The organism is Pseudoalteromonas denitrificans DSM 6059, assembly GCF_900112265.1.
GTDB lineage: Bacteria > Pseudomonadota > Gammaproteobacteria > Enterobacterales > Alteromonadaceae > Pseudoalteromonas > Pseudoalteromonas denitrificans.
In genome coordinates this window covers 4,365-24,710 of sequence record NZ_FOLO01000051.1, presented here as the reverse complement: position 1 = coordinate 24,710, position 20,346 = coordinate 4,365, and the positions used below count along the sequence as shown (strand labels likewise).

Below are 20,346 nucleotides of genomic sequence, written 5' to 3'. Positions count from 1 at the left end.
TTTAAATTTATTGAAGGTATGTTTTTTAATTAAAACTTATTTTAATAGTTTGAGGTATAGCATTTCATATGTTTCGCTATCTATTGTTTTTTATATTCTTTTTATCACATCAAGTTTTGGCAACGCCAACGTTTTGGGATTTTTTTAATAAACACAACTCAGTCATGCTATTAATTAATCCAAGAAATGGTCATATTGAATATGCGAATAATGCAGCTAGTCAATTTTATGGTTATAACCAAAAGCAATTACAAAGCATGACAATTCAGCAAATTAATACCTTAACATCAAAACAAGTATCAGATGAAAGAAAATTAGCAGAAAAAGAAGGTCGTAATTTTTTTATTTTTAGGCATCAACTTGCTGACGATTCGATTAAAACGGTAGAGGTGTATTCAGTGCCATTAAATTTTAATGGTACAACTTTACTTTACTCAATTATAAGAGATATTTCCAAAGAGCGAGGTTTAGAGCAAGACCTTTGGTACTACCAAACTCAATTAGAAAAAATGGTAGAAGTGCAAACTAAAGAAATTAAAAAGCAAAGTAAATTGATTGTTTATATATTATCAGCTGCTGTTTTTATGTTGTTAATACTGATATTTGTTTTAATTTTGATATTACGTAATGTTAATCGCGCAAAAGAAAAAGCACTCGAAAATGAAAAGCAATTAAGATTAGCTGCGGCTGTTTTTGAAACTGCGTGTGAAGCAGTCATGATTACAAATATCAATCATAAAATTGTAAAAGTAAATAAATCATTTACGGATATTACAGGGTACCTAGAAGAAGACGTTATAGATAAAGATGTCAGATTTTATCAAACGAGAAATCAAGATGAATCATATTTCAAACTTATCAGTGAAGCGTTGCAAGCTCAAGGATCTTGGCAAGGAGAAGTTTGGAATCGTCGTAAAGGAGGCGAAGAATATTTACAGTGGTTGGCTATTTCAACCATGAAAGATAGTAATGAAGCGCTTGAAGGTTATGTGTGTTTATTTAGTGATATAACCTTAAGAAAAGAAAATGAAGCTAAAATTTGGAATCAAGCTAATTTTGATTCACTCACAGGTTTAGCAAATAGAGATTTGTTTATTGAGCATTTTTCCAGAGGTATTGAAAGGGCGCAAAGAAATGACAAACATGTTGCTTTGTTATTTATTGATTTAGATCGGTTTAAAAATGTAAATGATACCTTAGGACATGTTGCCGGAGATTTATTATTACAACAAGCAGCAAACAGAATAAAAAGTAATCAAAGAAAGTCTGATACAGTTGCGCGCTTTGGCGGTGATGAATTTGCCGTGGTGCTACCTGAGATTACCGATTTACATCATATTGAATCTGTTGTGAATAAGTTACTTGAATCTCTTGCTAAACCTTATGATTTAGAGGGAAGTGATGCTTTTATATCGGCCAGTATAGGTGTCACTATCTATCCGCAAGATGGTAAAGATATCCAAACTTTGCTTCGAAATGCCGACAGTGCAATGTATAGAGCAAAAGAGAAGGGTCGAAATGGCTGTTATTTTTTCACTCAGGCTATGGATATTGAAGCACAACGGCGAAGAACGCTAGAACAAGCACTTCACCAAGCTCTTGATAACAAAGAGTTAAGTTTAAGTTTTCAACCTATTATCGACCTTAAAACCGGAGAAATAGCAAGTTGTGAAGCTTTAGTCAGGTGGTGTAACCCGATACATGGCACCATATCACCTGAAGAGTTTATTCCACTAGCGGAAGATGTAGGGTTAATTGTGCCAATTGGCGAATGGGTACTAAAAAAAGCCTGTTTAGCTGCAATGTGTTGGAGTGAAATAGATAAATTGATACACACTTCTATTTCAGTTAATTTATCTAGTTACCAGTTTAAAAAGCAAAATATTGTTGATTTAGTGAATAAAAACTTAGTTGAATCAGGTTTGCCAAGTAAAAGGTTAACACTAGAGATTACAGAAGGTTTATTGGTTAATGATGATGAAAATACCTTGAGCCAGTTGCAACAACTAAGAGGGTTAGGTGTTTCTTTGTCAATTGATGATTTTGGCACAGGTTATTCTTCATTGAGTTATTTAAAGAAATTCCCAATTAATTATTTAAAAATAGATAGAGCTTTTGTAACAGATTTAGCTGAAAACAAAGAAGATAGAGCCTTGGTTGAAGGTATATTATCTATGGCAAATAGTTTACAGCTGCATGTGGTTGCAGAAGGTGTTGAGACAAAAGAACAAGTTGCATTTTTAAAGTCTAAAAATTGTGCTTATGTTCAGGGGTATTTATATAGTAAACCTTTGTCAGAAATCGCTTTTAAGCAATTTTTAGAAAGTAAAAAATAAGGTATGTTTTTATGAGCCAAGTACTAAATGATTTATTATCATTGTTGGATTTAGAGAAAATAGAACAAGGTCTTTACCGTGGTGCAAGTCAAGACTTAGGTTTCAGGGCTGTTTTTGGTGGGCAAGTTATGGGCCAGGCATTATCTGCGGCAAAGGAAACTGTTGCTGAGGATAGACTAGTTCATTCTTTACATTCTTATTTTTTACGCCCGGGTGATGCTGCTAAACCTATCGTTTATGATGTTGAAAATATTAGGGATGGTAAAAGTTTTAGTACGCGAAGGGTAAAAGCAATTCAAAATGGTAAGCCGATATTTTATATGACGGTTTCATTTCATATAGAAGAAACAGGTGTCACTCACCAAGCATCTATGCCTAATGTACCAGGGCCTGATAACTTACGATCATCATTAGAGTTTTATCGTGAAAATGCAGATTTGATCCCTGAAAAAGTCAGAGATAATGTTTTATGCGATAAGCCAATAGAGATGCGCCCGGTTAACTTTCAAAGTCCTTTTAAACCAGAAGTCACACTGGCTAATCGTTATGTTTGGTTTAAAGCAAATGGTGAAATGCCTGATGACCCGCGTATTCATAAATACTTATTAGCCTACGCTTCTGATTTTGAATTTTTGCCTACGGCATTACAGCCCCATGGCTTATCTTTTATGCAGCCTGACATGCAAGTTGCCACTATAGATCATGCGATGTGGTTTCATCGTGATTTCAGAATGGACGAATGGATTTTATATGCCATAGATAGTCCTTCGGCCAGTGGCAGTCGAGGTTTGGTAAGAGGGCAGTTTTTTAATCAGCAAGGAGTATTGATTGCTTCAACAATGCAAGAAGGTTTAATCCGAAAAAGATCTTAATGTAGAGTTGATAAAGTTCACCCAATAAGAAACGCTTATTGGGTGAGAAGTTTATTTTTGTTGAGACGTTGTTTTAATCGATTGTAATACACTGGGCTGTAACAAGTTTGTAACTGTATTATTTAACGTAACGAGTGCATCTGTAGATTGAAAATCATTATTATGATCTACCTGTAATAATTCACATTTTTTTAAACCACCAATAAAACTACTTAAAACTTTTTTATCGTAAAACTCAGGTGTTTTTATATCGTGTAATAAACTTAACCTTTTTGCTAAATTTTGACTGTTTTCTTCGAGTTGCGCACGGTTAATGCCATGGCTTTGAGGTATGAGCCCTAATACAACGGCATATCTTTGCAAGGTGCAGTCGATTATACGACTGAGTAAATCTAACTGAAAATATGCATTACTGGTATTATTTGCCAATGAAACCGTATTATCAGAAAGAAAAATTAAACCTTGTTGCTGGAAGTTGTTTAAAATACTCATAACATAATTATCGTCTAAGGGTTTTAAAAACCACTCAGCAGCAAAAAGTGGGTAGAGTTTTTTTACTAACTCATGGCAGCTTTTAATGTCTGTATTATGTGTTTGTAAAATAAAACGGGCTAATAAACTCGGTACGCAAAAAAGATGTATTACATTATTTCTATAGTAATTTAACAGTACTTTTTCTTTGTCTTTTATCGCGATAATGTCACCAAATGAGTCTTGCAATACATCTAGTTTATTAAGCTTTAATGCGTGGTCTAATAATGCGTGTGCATCTTCTTCAGGTCTTGTAACGCCATCGGTATAAGGAGCATTGGTTTGTAAATTTAAATACAAGGCTAATTGTGTCAATACTTCGGGTTTGCTAAGCGCCTGCTTATCGCTATTTAATAATGTAAGTGCCAACAGGTTTATGGCATTTAGTGCGGCTGCACTGTTAATATTGACCATGATTTTTTGCGCTAAGTCGGCAACTTGGCTACCGAGCCACTGTGGTTTGATTGAGTCATCATCACTGATTGAATCTCGCCAATTTGGTTGGTTATCATTCAAAAATTGATTTACGTTAATTGGCTCAGCAAAATTAACATAACCCCTTCCATAATTTTTTAAGTTTTTAATGGCTTTGAAAATACCTGAAATAGACTCATTTTTTTTATGATTGCCAGCAAGTTCTTTTAAATAAGTACTGACTTCCATTACATGTTCATACCCGATATACACAGGCACAATAGATACAGGTCTGTCTAAATCTCTGAGCATTGCCTGAATTGTCATGGCTAACATACCTGTTTTTGGTGTTAATAAGCGTCCAGTTCTACTGCGACCTCCTTCAGTATAGAATTTAACGGAATGTCCCTTATTAAATAATTGAAATAAGTATTCTTTAAATATCGTTGAATAAAGTTTATTGCCTTTAAATGATCTACGTATAAAAAAAGCACCCGATTTTCGAAATATTGGACCTGCAGGCCAAAAATTAAGATTTACACCTGCTGCAATATGAGGTGGAACGAGACCTTGCTGGTATATCGCATGTGTTAATAATAAATAATCCATATGGCTCCGGTGACAGGGAACATAGATTATTTCATGACCTTTTTGAGTGAGTTCATTTACTTGTTCAATATTTCTAACTTCAATACCATTATAAAGTTTGTTCCATAACCAGGTGAGAACTCTGGCTGCAACACGAATAACGGCATCGTTATAATTAGCTGCAATTTCATTTAATTGTTTTAGTGCGTTTAACTGGGCTTTATCTGTGGTGATATTTTTACTTTTTGCTTCATCATTTATTGCTTTTTTTATATTTTTAGATGCCAATAAGCCTTGAAAAAGCTGATCGCGAGAGGGCAATTTAGGGCCAGTAACAGCCAGCTTTTGGCGCTTAAAATGAGCGCGTGCGACGCGTATTAATTTATGTGGTAAATCATCGGTTGATTGTTTTTTATTGAGTAACAATCTGGCATCTACAGCTTGACTAAAACGAATAAGATTATCCCGTCCGGAAAAGACAAGTACTAATAGTTTACGTAGCCAGCTAGGGCTTAAAGAGTGAGATAATAAAGTGCCTAAACCTGGTTTTTCTTTACCTGGGCTACGGCCCCACAATATGGTGACCGGAATAATTTGAACTGTTTGATCTGGGTTTTCATTCAAAGCTTTAAAAATGATTTCTCCGAGTTCTAAAGCATTGGTTTTTTTTGTTTTCGAGCCAAATAAAGGTGCTGGATTTGATAAGGCAATAAAACGTGGCAGTTTATATTCACCTAATGTTTCAGTATTTCTTGGGTCGGGCAAGCCTAATTTCTTACATTGATAGCCCAGAGCAGCTAAATCACTATGTGAATTGAGTCGCGTAATATAAAAAGTGGGTATGTCAGTTTTTAAGCCTAATTGTGAACATGGATCTTCAGGTCGTAATTTACTGCTGACAAATATGCTATTTGTTAGCTTAGCTAAAAAGTTGAATCCCGTATTCAAAAAAGAAAAGAATGACATTTGCTCACCTAAGATAAAAATTTGTGCAAGGATAGCAGTTATTCATTATTTATTATATAACTGGCCTGACCATCTAGAGAACAATCGATATGAAACCATGAAAAAACATTGTGAAAATAGATGTTTGCCATTTTTAATTAACTGTATATACTCACAGTAACATGTACTGTATGGAAACCCAGTTGTATGCGCCCATTAACAAAACGTCAAGCACAAATATTAGAATTAATTAAGGTATTTATCAAAGATACCGGTATGCCACCAACCAGAGCTGAAATAGCTGAATCATTAGGGTTTCGTAGTGCAAATGCCGCAGAAGAGCACTTAAAGGCATTGGCTAAAAAAGGTGTTATCGAAATGGTGCCGGGCGCAAGTCGGGGCATTAGAGTGATAGAAGATGAACAAGAGCAGTTAGGCTTACCTTTAATTGGTCAGGTTGCTGCAGGCTCTCCGATTTTAGCGCAAGAGCATGTTGAGAGTCATTATGAAGTTTCAGCGAGTTTATTTAAACCACCCGCTGACTTTTTGTTACGTGTAAATGGCATGAGCATGAAAGATATTGGCATAATGGACGGTGATTTATTAGCTGTACATAAAACACAAGTGGCCAATAATGGTCAGGTTATTGTTGCCAGAGTCGGTGATGATGTCACTGTTAAACGTTTTGAAAAATCAGGGAGTAAAGTGCTGTTACACCCTGAAAACGAAGATTTTTCCGATATTGTAGTTGATCTAGAAAGTGAACCTTTTGACATTGAAGGTTTGGCCGTAGGTGTGATCCGCACAGCTGACTGGATGTAAAATATATCTTTATACTTAAATTTCAAGCAAGGTGTATATTGTTACCTTGATTGGACATAAGATAATTTAATATTAACTTTGTTTATCAGATTTATAATCAATAGATTATAAATAAAATCTTTTTGTACTAGTCTAAAGTATGAAAATCAATTTAAACTCGACTTTATAACAATAAAGTTGAGTTTCAAAAGGGGCAAGCCCCGCCATAGCTAGATCTATCATCTTATCCTTCTAAGAAATTTTCACTATTAACCTACTGATTTATTTTAATTATAAAAAACTTTTTTGTTATTTTTTTGTTAAAACTTGCGTAAATAAGAATCATCGACTATTTGGTTATATAGCCGTTAAAAATAGAAATTTATTTAAACAGCAATAACAATAAATACCAATAATAATAATGAAGTGGCGTCGTGTTTTAAAATTTTATTAAATCCCCTGTTTATTTATCTGCATACAAGGTTATTTGATTCGATTGATTGCCATTTCTTTTGCTAAGCATAAAAGGAGATGTCGCATGGGTGTCGTTCGTTTTACCTTGTGGCTTATATTGCTTGCCCCTCAATTAAGTTTTGCTAATAGCTCACTTAATATGAGAACTGGAGTAACCGATATAAGTGAAAATGTTTATCAATTGCATATGATTATTTTTCTGATCTGTTGCGTGATAGGCATAATAGTTTTTGCCCTAATGTTCTGGGCTATATTTCATCATAGAAAATCAAAAGGCGCTAAACCGGCTCAATTTCATGAAAGTACTCGAATTGAAATTTTGTGGACTGCGATACCTTTTGTTATTTTAATTGTGATGGCCATTCCGGCAACCAAAACATTAATTGCAATGGAAGATACCAGTAAAGCAGATCTCACGATTAAAATTACGGGGTCACAATGGAAATGGCATTATGAATACCTTAGTTATAATGGCGAAAAAGGAGATGTTGATTTTTATTCCATTCTTTCCACACCGCAAGATCAAATAAAAAATAAAGCCGCTAAAGGCGAAAACTACTTACTTGAAGTAGACAAACCTCTGGTCATTCCAACAGATAAAAAAGTACGTTTTTTAATGACTTCAGATGATGTTATTCACTCTTGGTGGGTACCTGATTTTGCAGTTAAAAAAGATGCAAATCCAGGGTTTATAAATGAAGCTTGGGCAAGGGTTAATGAAGCCGGTACATATCGCGGTCAATGTGCTGAGTTATGTGGTAAAGACCATGGCTTTATGCCAGTTGTTGTTGTTGCCAAAGCGCCGGAAGAATTTGATGCTTGGTTAAATGATGCTAAACAATCAAAACAAAATGCTGCACAGGCAGATCAAGCCTTACTATCACAAACATTATCAAAAGATGAATTAATGACATTAGGTGAACAAGTTTATATGGCAAGTTGTGCTGCTTGTCATCAGCCTACAGGTTTAGGGTTGCCTGGTGTTTTCCCTGGCCTTAAAGGAAGTCCAATTGCTGTGGGTGATGTGAATGCCCATATTGATATGGTCTTACATGGAACACCTGGTACGGCAATGCAAGCATTTGCAAAACAACTTACCTTAAAACAACTCGCCGCGATTGTAACTTATGAGCGAAATGCCTGGGGTAATGATACAGGTGATCTTGTACAACCCAATCAAGTAAAAGCCAGAATGAAGGGAGATGAATAATGACAGCTGTAACAGAAGATAATCATGACTCTCATCAAGAACACCATGAGGCAACAGGCATAAAACGTTGGCTCTATACTACTAATCACAAAGATATAGGCAGTATGTATTTAATTTTCTCACTGATCATGTTCTTGATTGGTGGCGCCATGGCGATGGTGATACGAGCTGAACTTTTTCAACCAGGGTTGCAGTTAGTTGAACCTCATTTTTTTAATCAGATGACCACAGTACATGGTTTGATCATGGTATTTGGTGCTGTAATGCCTGCATTTGTTGGTTTAGCTAACTGGATGATCCCTATGATGGTTGGTGCGCCAGATATGGCTTTACCAAGAATGAATAACTGGAGCTTTTGGATTTTACCTTTTGCGTTTTCTATCTTACTTGCTTCTTTATTTATGGAGGGGGGGGGACCCTCTTTTGGCTGGACTTTTTACGCCCCATTATCAACAACTTATAGTAATGATAATACAGCGCTTTTTGTTTTCTCAGTTCACATGATGGGCATGAGTTCAATTATGGGGGCTATTAATGTCATAGTTACTATCGTTAATTTACGGGCTCCGGGCATGACTTGGATGAAATTACCGCTATTTGTATGGACCTGGTTAATAACTGCATTTTTATTAATTGCAGTTATGCCTGTACTTGCAGGTACTGTAACGATGGTTTTAACTGATAAATACTTTGGCACGAGTTTTTTTGATGCTATGGGCGGGGGAGATCCCGTGATGTTCCAGCATATATTTTGGTTCTTTGGTCATCCTGAAGTGTACATTATGATTTTGCCAGCTTTTGGTATTATCTCGACCATAGTCCCTACATTTTCACGAAAAAAACTTTTTGGTTATGCCTCAATGGTGTATGCAACATCTTCCATCGCATTTTTATCGTTTATTGTATGGGCGCATCACATGTTCACAACCGGTATGCCTTTGGCTGGCGAGTTGTTTTTTATGTATAGCACCATGCTAATTTCGGTGCCAACGGGAGTTAAAGTTTTTAACTGGGTAGCGACTATGTGGCGGGGTTCTATTAGCTTTGAAGTGCCTATGTTATTTTCAATTGCATTTATTGTTTTGTTTACCATAGGTGGCTTTTCTGGACTGATGCTCGCGATTACGCCCGCTGATTTTCAATATCATGATACTTACTTTGTTGTGGCACATTTCCATTATGTACTCGTGACAGGGGCCATATTTTCTATTATGGCGGGTGTATATTACTGGCTGCCTAAGTGGACGGGTTATATGTTTGATATCACTTTGGCGAAATGGCATTTTTGGTTGTCATTGATTTCGGTAAATGTACTTTTCTTCCCTATGCATTTTGTGGGTCTTGCGGGCATGCCTAGGCGTATTCCTGATTATGCACTGCAATTTGCCGACTTTAACGCCATTATTAGTATTGGTGGTTTTGCATTTGGTTTATCGCAATTATTGTTTGTGGCTGTGGTTTATAAATGTATTAAAGGCGGTGACAAGGTTCCGGCAAAAGTTTGGGAGGGTGCTGAAGGTCTTGAGTGGGAAGTTGACTCCCCCGCACCTTATCATACTTTTTCAACACCACCTGAAATTAAGGATTAGGTAATGAATAAGAATGGGCAATTGATTAAGCGTTTAATTATTGCCTGTATTGCTATGTTTGGATTTGCCTTTGCTTTAGTGCCTTTATATGACGTTTTTTGTGATGTAACAGGACTTAATGGTAAACCTAATTTAGAGCAGGCAAAGATCAGCGACACCATAGATACTAGCCGAGCCGTGGATGTGGGGTTTATTACGCACATTCAGGGCAAGGCCCCCTTTGAAGTTGAAGCTAATAAAACCGTGATCACAGTTCAACCAGGGGCTATGAATAAAATCGTATTTAAGGCCAAAAATATCAGTCATGAAAACAGAGTAATGCAAGCTGTACCTTCGGTATCACCAGGAATTGCAGCTAAATACATGCATAAAATTGAGTGTTTTTGTTTTAATCAGCAGCCGTTAACTGCTGGTGAATCAGCCGATTTAGCTTTGTTATTCTATATTGATACTGCACTGCCTAAAGAAATTGAAGAATTAACTTTGTCCTATACCGTATTTGATATAACCAAATCGGGTCAAATGGGGTCAGCCCAAGGAGCAAGTAAATGAAAAATGAATATGAAAAGTATTATGTGCCAGCGCAAAGTCCCTGGCCAATTATTGGGGCGGTAGGATTATTTTTTATCGCCGTGGGATCTGGTTTATCCATAATGCAAATGGGTAAAGAGGCAAGTTCAGGCGTATATCTATTACTCGCTGGCATAGCTGTTATTATTTATATGTTATTTGGCTGGTTTAAAAATGTGATAGACGAGTCTATGTCGGGTTTATATTCTAAACAGTTAGATATCTCATTCAGACAAGGGATGGCCTGGTTTATTTTGTCAGAGGTGATGTTCTTTTTCGCTTTTTTTGGTGCTTTATTTTATGCCCGTATGTTATCAGTTCCTTGGTTAGGAGGTGCCGATAATAATGCGATGACACATGAGGTATTGTGGAATGGTTTTGAAGCTGTATGGCCTTTATTAACGACGCCTTCAGGTGAAACAACGCAAGCTATGGGTTGGCAAGGTTTACCTTTGATCAATACTTTAATTTTACTCACTTCATCTGTTACCGTTCACTTCGCCCATGTTGCGCTTGAAAAAAATAAACGCGCTCAGCTTAAAATCTTTATGGTGTTGACTGTTTTATTAGGAGTTGGTTTTTTAACATTGCAAGTTGAGGAATATATACATGCTTATCAAGAGCTCGGGTTAACGCTTGAGTCTGGTATTTATGGTAATACATTTTTCATGCTAACAGGGTTTCATGGTCTACATGTGACATTAGGTACCATAATGTTATTTGTTGTGATGTTAAGAATATTTAAAGGTCATCTGAGTGCAAACAACCACTTTGCCTTTTTAGCAGCTGCTTGGTATTGGCATTTTGTTGATGTGGTGTGGTTATGTTTGTTTATGTTTGTTTATGTTATTTAATTGCTTGGCTAAAACCTTGTTTACAGAATTATCAATTGTAAACAAGGTTTTATCTTCGAAATTTAAAATGGGCCTGAATTAGGTGTGATCAAGCCAAGCATAATCGCAGCAATAATAACTATCATAGCTATGGCTGAAAAAAGCACTCTACGGCCAAGAAGTTGTGACATTGATGGGCCATCAGGATCATTTTTTAACATAACAAACAAAGCTTTAAACAAATTAAAAACAATAAAAAGTAATAATAAAACAATAATAATTTTAACTAACATCTTATTCTCCGGAAGTGTCTATGTTGATTAGTTTAAGAAATAAACAATATTATTTTTCAGTTATATCACTAATCGTGGTGATAATGGTAGTGTGTTTGTGTTTTGTTTTAGCAAATTGGCAATTGCAAAGAGCTGATAATAAACAAAAAAGATTAAATTACCTAAATGAAATGCAACGCCATGGCGTGTTAGGTTGGAGCGATTTAAAATCATTCCCATCTGATTTTAATAAGACAGGGTTACAGTTAGAAATTTCAGGAACAATTCAAACAAGTCGTTATTGGTTATTAGATAACAGAACACTCAATGGTCGCCCTGGCTATGATGTTATAGCAGCATTTACTCCAACCAAAAGTCAGCAGGCACTATTGGTCAATTTTGGTTGGGTCGCACAGGGGTTAAACCGTAATCAACTACCTGATATTAAACTACCTGATCATCAGGTGAGTATTTTAGTTCAATTAAAGCAAGGGGAATTAGCTGGGTTTTATCTTAAAGGCGCTGAGCAAGCCACACAGGGTTGGCCTAAATTAATACAATTTATAAATTTGAAAATGCAAGAAAACCAAAGTGCTCATTCGTTCGTTAATTTTATGGCATATGCCACACAAAATTATGGCTTTGCAAAACCCCATTATAACAGTGTTGTGATGCCCCCAGAAAAACATCAGGCTTATGCATTACAGTGGTTATTAATTGGTTTTTCAGCTTTGTGTGTTTTTATTTTTGCGACTAAAACGGCTCAAAAAAATAAGCAATATAATCATAACTCTGAGTTGTTATTCACTCAAATTGATAATGGAAAAAAAAATGACAAATAAAAAAACAATATCCATATTTGTATTCAGTTTCATCGTACCTTTGGTTTTGGCATATATTGTCTTAAAGCTTAACTTAATACCTACAAATACCGTCAATCAAGGGGAATTTTTAACTGAAGAAATAAAGTTACAACACTGGTCTGAAATAAAACCAAAAGCGTGGTCTATTGGGCTAGTTGAAGGTGGTGAATGTAACACCGCCTGTTTAAATCATAGAGAAGAAGTTAAAAATTTATACCTGGCTTTAGGGAAAAACCAAGGCAAAGTCGATTTAGTTTTGATAGGTGAGCAAGGTACTAAAGACCTAAAGTTTAAAAATTATAAATATACAGCCAAGCACTTAAAGTCAAATTCATTATATTTAATTGATCATATGGGGCTGGTTGTATTGGCTTACCCTGTAGTGCAAGACATACAAACAAATAGAGTAACAAATAAAGGTTTGATGAAAGACCTGAAAAAGTTACTGAATTACGCCCGAAACTCATAATTATCTTTAATTTAGAATAATCGAACTTGTACTAAATTTATTTTAAAGGAGATTAAAAACTTAAATAAAGAATAAAAATAATAAATCGCTGTTGAAGGAATAATAAAAATGAAAAAAATAAAGCAGTACATGAATAATAAATACCAAACCTTAGTGTTACTAAGTTGCTTATTTGCCGTTGTTGTTGTGGGCCTAGGAGCATATACGCGGTTAAGTGATGCGGGTCTTGGTTGTCCAGACTGGCCTGGCTGTTATGGTTTTTTAACTGTGCCTAAGCATATCGATGATATTTCAACCGTTGAGCAAAACTTTCCAGGTGCCGTTATTGAATCGCAAAAAGCATGGAAAGAAATGATCCATAGATATTTTGCTGGTTCATTAGGACTCATGTTATTAAGCATCATGATCTATTCAATTTATCGTTTTAAGACTCAGGCAATAAAAAGGCCAAAACTCAATGATATTACGCCTGTAAAATTACCTGTATTTTTAGTTGTGCTCGTAATATTTCAAGCCGTATTAGGCATGTTAACTGTCACGATGGCGTTGCAACCTTTAATTGTAATGGGTCACTTACTGGGAGGCTTTGCTATTTTAAGCTTGTCTTATTTGCTTTATTTGCGAATTAAGCACCAGCCTATTACAAGTGAAGATACTAATGTTATAGGGTATTTCTCATGGTGTTTAGTGGCCTTAATTGTATTATCAATTCAAATCGCATTAGGTGGTTGGCTTGCTGCAAATTATGCCGCACCGCATTGTTCAGGTTTACCTTTGTGTTCAGGTGATTGGCAACAAACATTCTCATTTTTAGATGTATTTCAATTACCTGCTGCATCTAGCAATTATGAGTATGGTGTTTTGTCTTCTGAGGCGCGCCAGTCAATTCATTTAGTGCATAGGTTTTGGGCCATGATCACAGCAACGGTTATTTTAGTTGTTGCTTTGCGCATTTTTTGGCAGTCGCGATGCAAAGTTATTAAAAACAGTGCTTTATTAGTTGTTGGTGCTGTTATTTGTCAAATTTTATTAGGTGGCATTTTAGTCTATTGGCAATTCCCAATCAGCATAGCTCTTGCTCATAATTTAATGGCGGCAATGTTATTACTGAGCTTAGTCAGGCTTAGTTTTTACATACATAAGGTAAAAGCAACCCTCGTTAAGGTTTAATTAAAAATATAATAATAATCAGTCCCTAATTTTTAGGAGTCACAAAATGGAAAATACATTAATACAAAAAAAATATAGAGCATCTGTCACAAGAGCAGCAAGCATAAAAGATTATTTAGAGTTATGTAAAATTAAAGTTGTGGCGTTATTAGTATTAACTGCGCTGGTGGGGCTAGCTTTAGCACCAGATATGGGGCGTAGTTTTATTTTGCAAGGTTTTAGCTTGCTTGGCATAGGGCTATTAGCAAGCAGTGCAGCTGTCATTAATCATATTGTAGATCATGAAATTGATGCAAAAATGGCACGCACAAAAAATAGACCTGTCGTTAAAGGTCGGGTATCACGTACCCAAGCTTTGGTATTTTCAGCTTCTATAGCAGTGACTGGTTTTGTTTTATTAGTGTATTCAGCAAATTGGTTAACAGCAGAGCTCACTTTATTTGCATTAGTGGGTTATGCTTTTATTTATACTTTATACCTCAAACGTGCTACGCCACAAAATATAGTGATAGGTGGTTTAGCCGGTGCCATGCCACCCTTATTAGGCTGGGTATCTGAAACAAATCAATTAGCAGCTGAGCCTTGGCTTTTAGTGATGATTATATTTACTTGGACTCCGCCGCATTTTTGGGCGCTTGCAATTCATAGAAGAGAAGATTATAAAAAAGCAAAAATACCTATGTTACCTGTTACACACGGTGTTGCGTTTAGTAAAACCTGTGTTTTATTGTATAGCTTATTACTTACCTTAGTATGTATAGTGCCATATTTAATTGGTATGTCAGGTCATTTTTATTTAGTGTCGGCGATGATTTTAAATGGTATTTTTCTATATAAAGCGACGAAGTTAAAACTATCTGGTAATTGTGATTCTGCAATGGACTTATTTAAGTTTTCTATTATTCATTTAATGTTACTCTTTATCGCATTATTCATCGATAAAGCAATTATTGCGTATAACATATTATGATCAGAGCATTATTTATTTTACTACTGGGTTGTATTTCAACAGGATGTTTTGAAATATACCCACCCGAAACAAAAGCTTTGGTATATGCACAAGCGAGAGAGTTAAAGCCATTTGTTTTAGAAGATCAAAACGCAAAAAAAATAACAAATGAAACATTACAAGGTCAATGGAACTTATTATTTTTAGGTTATACCCATTGCCCTGATATTTGCCCTTTAACTTTGGCTAAACTTAATCAGGCGTATCAGGAACTTTCTAAACAATATGCATTAAAAGTATGGTTTGTTTCGGTTGATCCTGCACGAGACTTGGTTGAAAAACGAAAACAGTATATCGAATATTTTAACCCTGATTTTATCGGGGCGACAGGCCCTCATGCTGAGTTATTTCCTTTTGTAAGGGATTTAGGTTTAATTTATGCGATAACCTCAGGACAAGCTGATGATGAGTATAGTGTTGATCATAGTGCTTCAATTGCCTTAGTTGATGGTAAAGGTAAATTAAGAGCGATTTTTAAACCTGAGTTTATTCAAGGTCAACCTCCTCTTATTAATACCAAGCAATTAATATCAGACTTCAAACTCATTGCCGATTTTTATTAAGAGGCTTGTTTGACATCAATCGTGTCACACAAATAATATAAGCAATTTTTGTGTGACTTTAATGAACATTATGCTTGCAAATATTGATATAGGGCTATACTAAAGTAGCTTTATATTGCTTCATTATACAATTGAATAAATATCTTCGGGACCGCTTTGTTCTCATATTTTCTCAATACAATTTAATTCTTGTAAAATTCATTTGTAAATAAAAACTATTCCCAATATTTCTATTAAATTTAATAAATTATCAATTTTTTGTGGCAAATTAAAGATCTGCGTCTAAGCTTTTAACTAAAGATAAACAAGGATTGAACATCAATGTTTCAGTTGCCAGAAGAGCTAATAATAAACAACATCTCCACACTATATCAAAGTTTTATTGCATTGCTTGAAGAGGGTGATGATATAGAGATAGATATCAATCAAGTAATACAAGCAGACACAGCATCTATCCAGCTGTTATGTGCCTTACAAAAACACCTACACTCTACGGAACATAAAATTCAATGGCATGGCAAAAGCGATGCTCTGATAGCCTCAGCAAAAACACTTGGGGTATTAACTTTTTTGGAAATTGAACAAGCATAATAAGAGGTCATTATGAAAAAAATCTTGGCTGTGGATGACTCTGCATCTATGAGACAAATGGTTAGTTTCACCCTAAAAAAAGCAGGCTTTGATGTAACAGATGCTAAAGATGGTAGTGAAGCTTTAGGGATTGCCAAGCAAGGCACTTTTGATGCTGTCATTTCAGATGTAAATATGCCGGTGATGGATGGCATTACACTTATTAGAGAATTAAGAGCACTTCCTGAGTATAAATTTACGCCTATGTTAATGCTAACAACTGAGTCTGGGTTAGATAAAAAAACGGAAGGTAAAGCTGCGGGTGCAACGGGTTGGATAGTGAAACCATTTAATCCGGAACAACTATTAGCCGTGATTAAAAAAGTGATCCGTTAAAAAGTAAATGATAGGGAGGTTATTATGAGTATTGATCTTAGTCAGTTTTTTGAAGTGTTTTTTGAAGAAAGCTTTGAAGGCTTAGATGCTATGGAAGCTGAGTTACTTAACTTAGAACCAGGAGATCTTGACTCAGAAACTATCAATACTATTTTTCGGGCTGCCCATTCAATTAAGGGGGGCAGTGGTACTTTTGGTTTTAACTCTGTTGCTGATTTTACCCATGTATTAGAAACGCTATTAGATCAAATTAGAAATGGCGAACGTGCGCTTGAGACCAATCATGTCAATTTATTATTAAAGGCAGTTGATTGCTTAAGAGCTATGCTTGGAGCATTACAGTCAGAGCAGGAGCCTGATTTAACGGAATCAAATACACTTAAAGCAGAATTTGAAACGATATTAAATATTCCACATACAGCAGAGCCAGCTGAGTCACAAGCCGTAAATACGAAGTCATTAGATACTTTTCAAGTTGATTTTAAACCATTACATCATTTGTTTAAAACAGGCAATGAACCTTTATATTTGATTAGTGAACTCACAGATTTAGGAGAGTGCTCGGTAACATCTGATTTATCTGATTTGCCAGATATTCACGATATGCAGCCCGATGAGTGTTATTTAGCCTGGTCATTTTTTGTAGAAACCCGTGAAGATGAAAACAAAATTAAAGAAATTTTTGAATGGGTTGAAGATGATGCAAAAATAGAAGTGACCTTATGTGGCGGATTATTTTCTGATGAACCTGAATCTGAGCAACCAGTAGAGCAAGAAGCAGAAGTGTCAGAGACAACTACATCAGCACAAATTACGCCAAATGACGAAGTTAAAGAACAAACCGTTAAAAAACCCCCAGCAAAAGCGAATACTGAATCAACCTCTATTAGAGTCGGGATCGATAAAGTTGACTCCTTAATTAATATGGTTGGTGAGTTAGTGATCACTCAAGCTATGTTAACCCAACTTGGTGAGGGGGATATGAATGAAAATAAACAAATGGCACTCAAAGAAGGCTTGGCACAACTTGCGCATAATACAAGAGATATGCAAGAAAGTGTGATGCGTATTCGTATGATGCCCATAAGCTTTGTATTTAGTCGCTTTCCACGTTTAGTACGTGATATATCACAAAAATTAGGTAAAGAAGTTGAATTAAAACTCATAGGTGAAACAACCGAGTTAGACAAAACTGTGATGGAAAAGATTTCAGATCCTATGGTGCACTTGGTTCGGAACTCTTTAGATCATGGTTTAGAAACACCAGAGCACAGACTAGAGGCGGGTAAAAAAGAAGCCGGAATTGTCACACTGAATGCATTTCACCAAGGTGGCAATATTGTGATTGAAATCATGGACGATGGAAATGGCTTAAATACCGATAAAATTAAATCTAAAGCGATTGAAAAAGGTTTAATTAATGAAAACGACAATTTATCGGATGATGAAATAAATGAACTGATTTTCATGCCTGGTTTTTCTACCGCCGATGCGGTAAGTGACTTATCTGGTCGTGGTGTTGGTATGGATGTGGTTAAACGTAATATTCATGCATTAAATGGTTCCATAGATGTCACCTCTGAGCGCGGCATAGGCTCAACCTTCACCATACGTTTACCCCTCACTTTAGCCATACTCGATGGTCAACTTGTTACACTCGGAAAGCATACCTATATCATTCCTTTAATTTCAATTGTTGAATCTTTACAACTTGATTTGAAACAAGTTAATTGTGTTGGTGGCGGAGTTGATGTACTGAGGTTGAGAGATGAATACATACCAATATTACGCTTGTTTCAAATATTTAATCATACGGGTGCCATAGAAGAGTTAGACAAAGGCCTGCTGGTAATTGTTGAAAGCGATAATCAGAAAGTGGGTTTATTAGTAGATGACTTATTAGCACAACAGCAAGTGGTCATTAAAAGTTTAGAAGCAAACTACCAAAAAGTAGATGGTGTATCCGGGGCAACCATATTGGGCGATGGGCGGGTATCACTGATTGTAGATATTAGTGGGTTAATTAAGCTTGCCGGATTAAAAAAAGCGGGTAGTCAAAAACTCGCAATTGATAATGCGATGTTTGAAATGAGCTAAGCACTTTATAAGAAAACCCAAAACTATGTGGGTGAAGAGCCACATCAATTTATGAATGTTAAATAGCAAAAAATTTATGCTGAGGGTAGATCAGATGGAGCAAGCACTACAAGTACAAAATGAGCTGCATTCACCAGACTCAGAAGAAGAAAATGTTCAGCAGTTTCTAACATTTATCATGGATGAAGAAGAATATGGCGTAGATATTTTAACCGTTCAGGAAATAAGAGGTTGGGAAGAAATAACAGCCATTCCTAATGCCCCTGAATTTGTAAAAGGGGCGATAAATTTGCGGGGCACAATTGTTCCTATCATAGATTTACGGTTAAGGTTTGGCCTAACTTCGGTGAAATATGGTCCTTTAACAGTGATCATTGTTGTTAAAGTTGAATTAAAAGTAGGGTCTAAAATTATGGGCCTAGTAGTTGATGCTGTGTCAGATGTTTATAGCATAGGCCAGCAACAAGCCCGTGATGTGCCAGATATAAGTAAAAGTGAAAATTCAGAATTTGTACATGGTTTAGTGAATGTAGGAGAGAAAATGGTGGTTCTGCTTCATTTAGAGCGTGTTTTAAATTTATTAAGAGAAACAGAAAGTGATCTATTAGCAGGTTAAATGTGTCGTAAATTCAAATCAAAACTATCAAGTCAGGAAATTCCTTACGCAAGGGGGCGAAATGGAAACAGTCAGTGTAAGAGCTAAACTCGTGAATAAGTTGCTAATAGTAGCTGTGGTTATTCTGATATCATTTATTATAAGCCTGCAAATTGCGGGTGTGACCTTTGAACAACAAACCATGATGGCCATTTTTATATTTGCTTTGGCAACAGGTGGTGCTTTGTTTTATTTGCATCAATCTATAGATTTAGTAGCTGCTAAATTAGATTTAGTCGAGTCTAGCTTACCTTATCTTAAAGACAATGATCAATATGGTTTTGATAACTTAAATCAAGATGCCTACCCTGCATTTTTTAGAAATATAAGTGGTTTATTCACCCTTGAAGTTGAAGTACCCGAAGAGGTAGCGCCTGATAAACTCGATATCTCTAGGCTTAAGGCTTTAGACGTATGTCAGGCAAATGTGATGATGGCCGATGCCGATTGCAATATCACTTATGTTAATGACTCAGTGCGTTCAATGTTACAAAAAAATGAAGCGACCTTACGTACGCTTTTACCTAATTTTAATGTGGCTACCTTAATTGGCACAAATATAGATGTTTTTCATAAAAACCCTAATCATCAACGTTCTTTATTACAATCATTAAGACAACCTTATAGCACTAAGTTGGAGTTAGGCGATTTAACATTTGGTTTAATCGCATCACCATTATTTGATGAAAGTGGTAATCGTTTGGGCACTGTTGTGGAATGGGATGACATGACAGAACGTTTAGAGGCAGAAAAAGCTACTGCTGATATCGCCAATGAAAATGCCCGAACATCTAATGCACTACAAGTGTGTCAGGCAAATGTAATGATGGCAGATGCGGATTTAAATATTGTTTATATTAATGATGCAGTTAAAGGAATGCTTAGAAATAGAGAAAACCAGCTTCGCGCACTACTCCCAAACTTTAATGTTGATAAGCTTATTGGCACTTGTGTAGATGACTTCCACAAAAATCCAGCGCATCAAAGGGGCATGTTAGATAAATTAAAAGATGTCTATAACACAGACCTTGAATTAGGAGAAATGACCTTTGGCTTGATTGCGACACCCGTGTTTGGTGAAGAAGGAGAGCGTTTAGGTACAGTCGTAGAGTGGGAAGA

At 35.8% G+C, this 20,346-nt stretch carries 19 protein-coding genes; 17 read left to right on the top strand and 2 right to left on the bottom strand.

Translation table 11 applies throughout. The features are described from left to right. Positions 1-68 precede the first annotated feature (68 nt). Together BM088_RS21320 and tesB are read left to right on the top strand one after the other, a co-directional pair. Entirely contained in the window at positions 69-2,336 is a 2,268-nt protein-coding gene (locus tag BM088_RS21320) for a sensor domain-containing protein (RefSeq protein ID WP_245763884.1), read from the top strand. Between the two features lie 11 nt (positions 2,337-2,347). Then, the gene (gene tesB / locus BM088_RS21315) at positions 2,348-3,208 is read left to right on the top strand and encodes an acyl-CoA thioesterase II (protein ID WP_091989583.1); all 861 of its coding nucleotides are present in this window, start codon (positions 2,348-2,350) and stop codon (positions 3,206-3,208) included. A gap of 51 nt (positions 3,209-3,259) precedes the next feature. Here tesB and plsB read toward each other — a convergent pair whose 3' ends face one another. Beyond that, positions 3,260-5,707 carry a glycerol-3-phosphate 1-O-acyltransferase PlsB gene (gene plsB / locus BM088_RS21310; RefSeq protein ID WP_091989580.1) on the bottom strand — a complete coding sequence of 816 codons (2,448 nt, stop codon included), beginning with the start codon at positions 5,705-5,707 and terminating at the stop codon, positions 3,260-3,262. Between the two features lie 186 nt (positions 5,708-5,893). On the opposite strand from plsB, the gene lexA reads away from it, so the two are divergent. From lexA to BM088_RS21285, 5 genes are all read left to right on the top strand, one after another. Further along, positions 5,894-6,508, top strand: a complete 615-nt coding sequence (gene lexA, locus BM088_RS21305; RefSeq protein WP_091989577.1) for a transcriptional repressor LexA — start codon at positions 5,894-5,896, stop codon at positions 6,506-6,508. A gap of 517 nt (positions 6,509-7,025) precedes the next feature. Beyond that, a complete protein-coding gene (coxB, locus tag BM088_RS21300; protein ID WP_091989574.1) occupies positions 7,026-8,171 on the top strand; it encodes a cytochrome c oxidase subunit II in 1,146 nt (381 codons plus the stop codon). Further along, positions 8,171-9,760, top strand: coding sequence for a cytochrome c oxidase subunit I (gene ctaD / locus BM088_RS21295; RefSeq protein ID WP_091989571.1), 1,590 nt, complete (start codon positions 8,171-8,173; stop codon positions 9,758-9,760). The genes coxB and ctaD overlap by 1 nt, the downstream gene beginning before the upstream one ends. 3 nt (positions 9,761-9,763) lie before the next feature. Then, entirely contained in the window at positions 9,764-10,312 is a 549-nt protein-coding gene (locus tag BM088_RS21290; RefSeq protein ID WP_091989569.1) for a cytochrome c oxidase assembly protein, read from the top strand. Then, the gene (locus BM088_RS21285; protein ID WP_091989566.1) at positions 10,309-11,184 is read left to right on the top strand and encodes a cytochrome c oxidase subunit 3; all 876 of its coding nucleotides are present in this window, start codon (positions 10,309-10,311) and stop codon (positions 11,182-11,184) included. Before BM088_RS21290 ends, BM088_RS21285 begins: the two co-directional genes overlap by 4 nt. Positions 11,185-11,246: 62 nt before the next feature. Here BM088_RS21285 and BM088_RS21280 read toward each other — a convergent pair whose 3' ends face one another. After that, positions 11,247-11,456 (bottom strand): DUF2909 family protein, encoded by a 210-nt coding sequence (locus tag BM088_RS21280; protein WP_091989563.1) that lies wholly within the window; start codon positions 11,454-11,456, stop codon positions 11,247-11,249. 20 nt (positions 11,457-11,476) lie between these two features. Here BM088_RS21280 and BM088_RS21275 point away from each other — a divergent pair, with 20 nt between their 5' ends. The 10 genes from BM088_RS21275 to BM088_RS21230 form a co-directional block, all read left to right on the top strand. Further along, a complete protein-coding gene (locus tag BM088_RS21275; protein WP_091989560.1) occupies positions 11,477-12,277 on the top strand; it encodes an SURF1 family protein in 801 nt (266 codons plus the stop codon). Continuing rightward, a complete protein-coding gene (locus BM088_RS21270) occupies positions 12,267-12,767 on the top strand; it encodes a transmembrane cytochrome oxidase associated protein (protein ID WP_091989557.1) in 501 nt (166 codons plus the stop codon). The genes BM088_RS21275 and BM088_RS21270 overlap by 11 nt, the downstream gene beginning before the upstream one ends. A 129-nt stretch (positions 12,768-12,896) precedes the next feature. After that, positions 12,897-13,937, top strand: a complete 1,041-nt coding sequence (locus BM088_RS21265; protein WP_091989613.1) for a COX15/CtaA family protein — start codon at positions 12,897-12,899, stop codon at positions 13,935-13,937. Between the two features lie 46 nt (positions 13,938-13,983). Beyond that, positions 13,984-14,907: a heme o synthase gene (gene cyoE, locus BM088_RS21260; protein ID WP_091989555.1), complete on the top strand. Its 924-nt coding sequence runs from the start codon at positions 13,984-13,986 to the stop codon at positions 14,905-14,907. Next, on the top strand, positions 14,904-15,509 hold the full coding sequence (locus BM088_RS21255) for an SCO family protein (protein WP_091989552.1): 606 nt from the start codon (positions 14,904-14,906) through the stop codon (positions 15,507-15,509). The genes cyoE and BM088_RS21255 overlap by 4 nt, the downstream gene beginning before the upstream one ends. Before the next feature lie 321 nt (positions 15,510-15,830). Beyond that, a complete protein-coding gene (locus BM088_RS21250) occupies positions 15,831-16,100 on the top strand; it encodes an STAS domain-containing protein (protein WP_091989550.1) in 270 nt (89 codons plus the stop codon). A gap of 12 nt (positions 16,101-16,112) precedes the next feature. Further along, positions 16,113-16,475, top strand: a complete 363-nt coding sequence (locus BM088_RS21245; RefSeq protein WP_091989547.1) for a response regulator — start codon at positions 16,113-16,115, stop codon at positions 16,473-16,475. Between the two features lie 24 nt (positions 16,476-16,499). Further along, positions 16,500-18,572 (top strand): chemotaxis protein CheA, encoded by a 2,073-nt coding sequence (locus tag BM088_RS21240; RefSeq protein WP_091989544.1) that lies wholly within the window; start codon positions 16,500-16,502, stop codon positions 18,570-18,572. Positions 18,573-18,666: 94 nt separating this feature from the next. Then, the gene (locus tag BM088_RS21235) at positions 18,667-19,188 is read left to right on the top strand and encodes a chemotaxis protein CheW (protein WP_091989541.1); all 522 of its coding nucleotides are present in this window, start codon (positions 18,667-18,669) and stop codon (positions 19,186-19,188) included. A gap of 61 nt (positions 19,189-19,249) precedes the next feature. Next, positions 19,250-20,346 (top strand): PAS domain-containing protein (locus tag BM088_RS21230; RefSeq protein ID WP_177208123.1); only part of this gene is annotated, 1,097 nt, incomplete at its 3' end.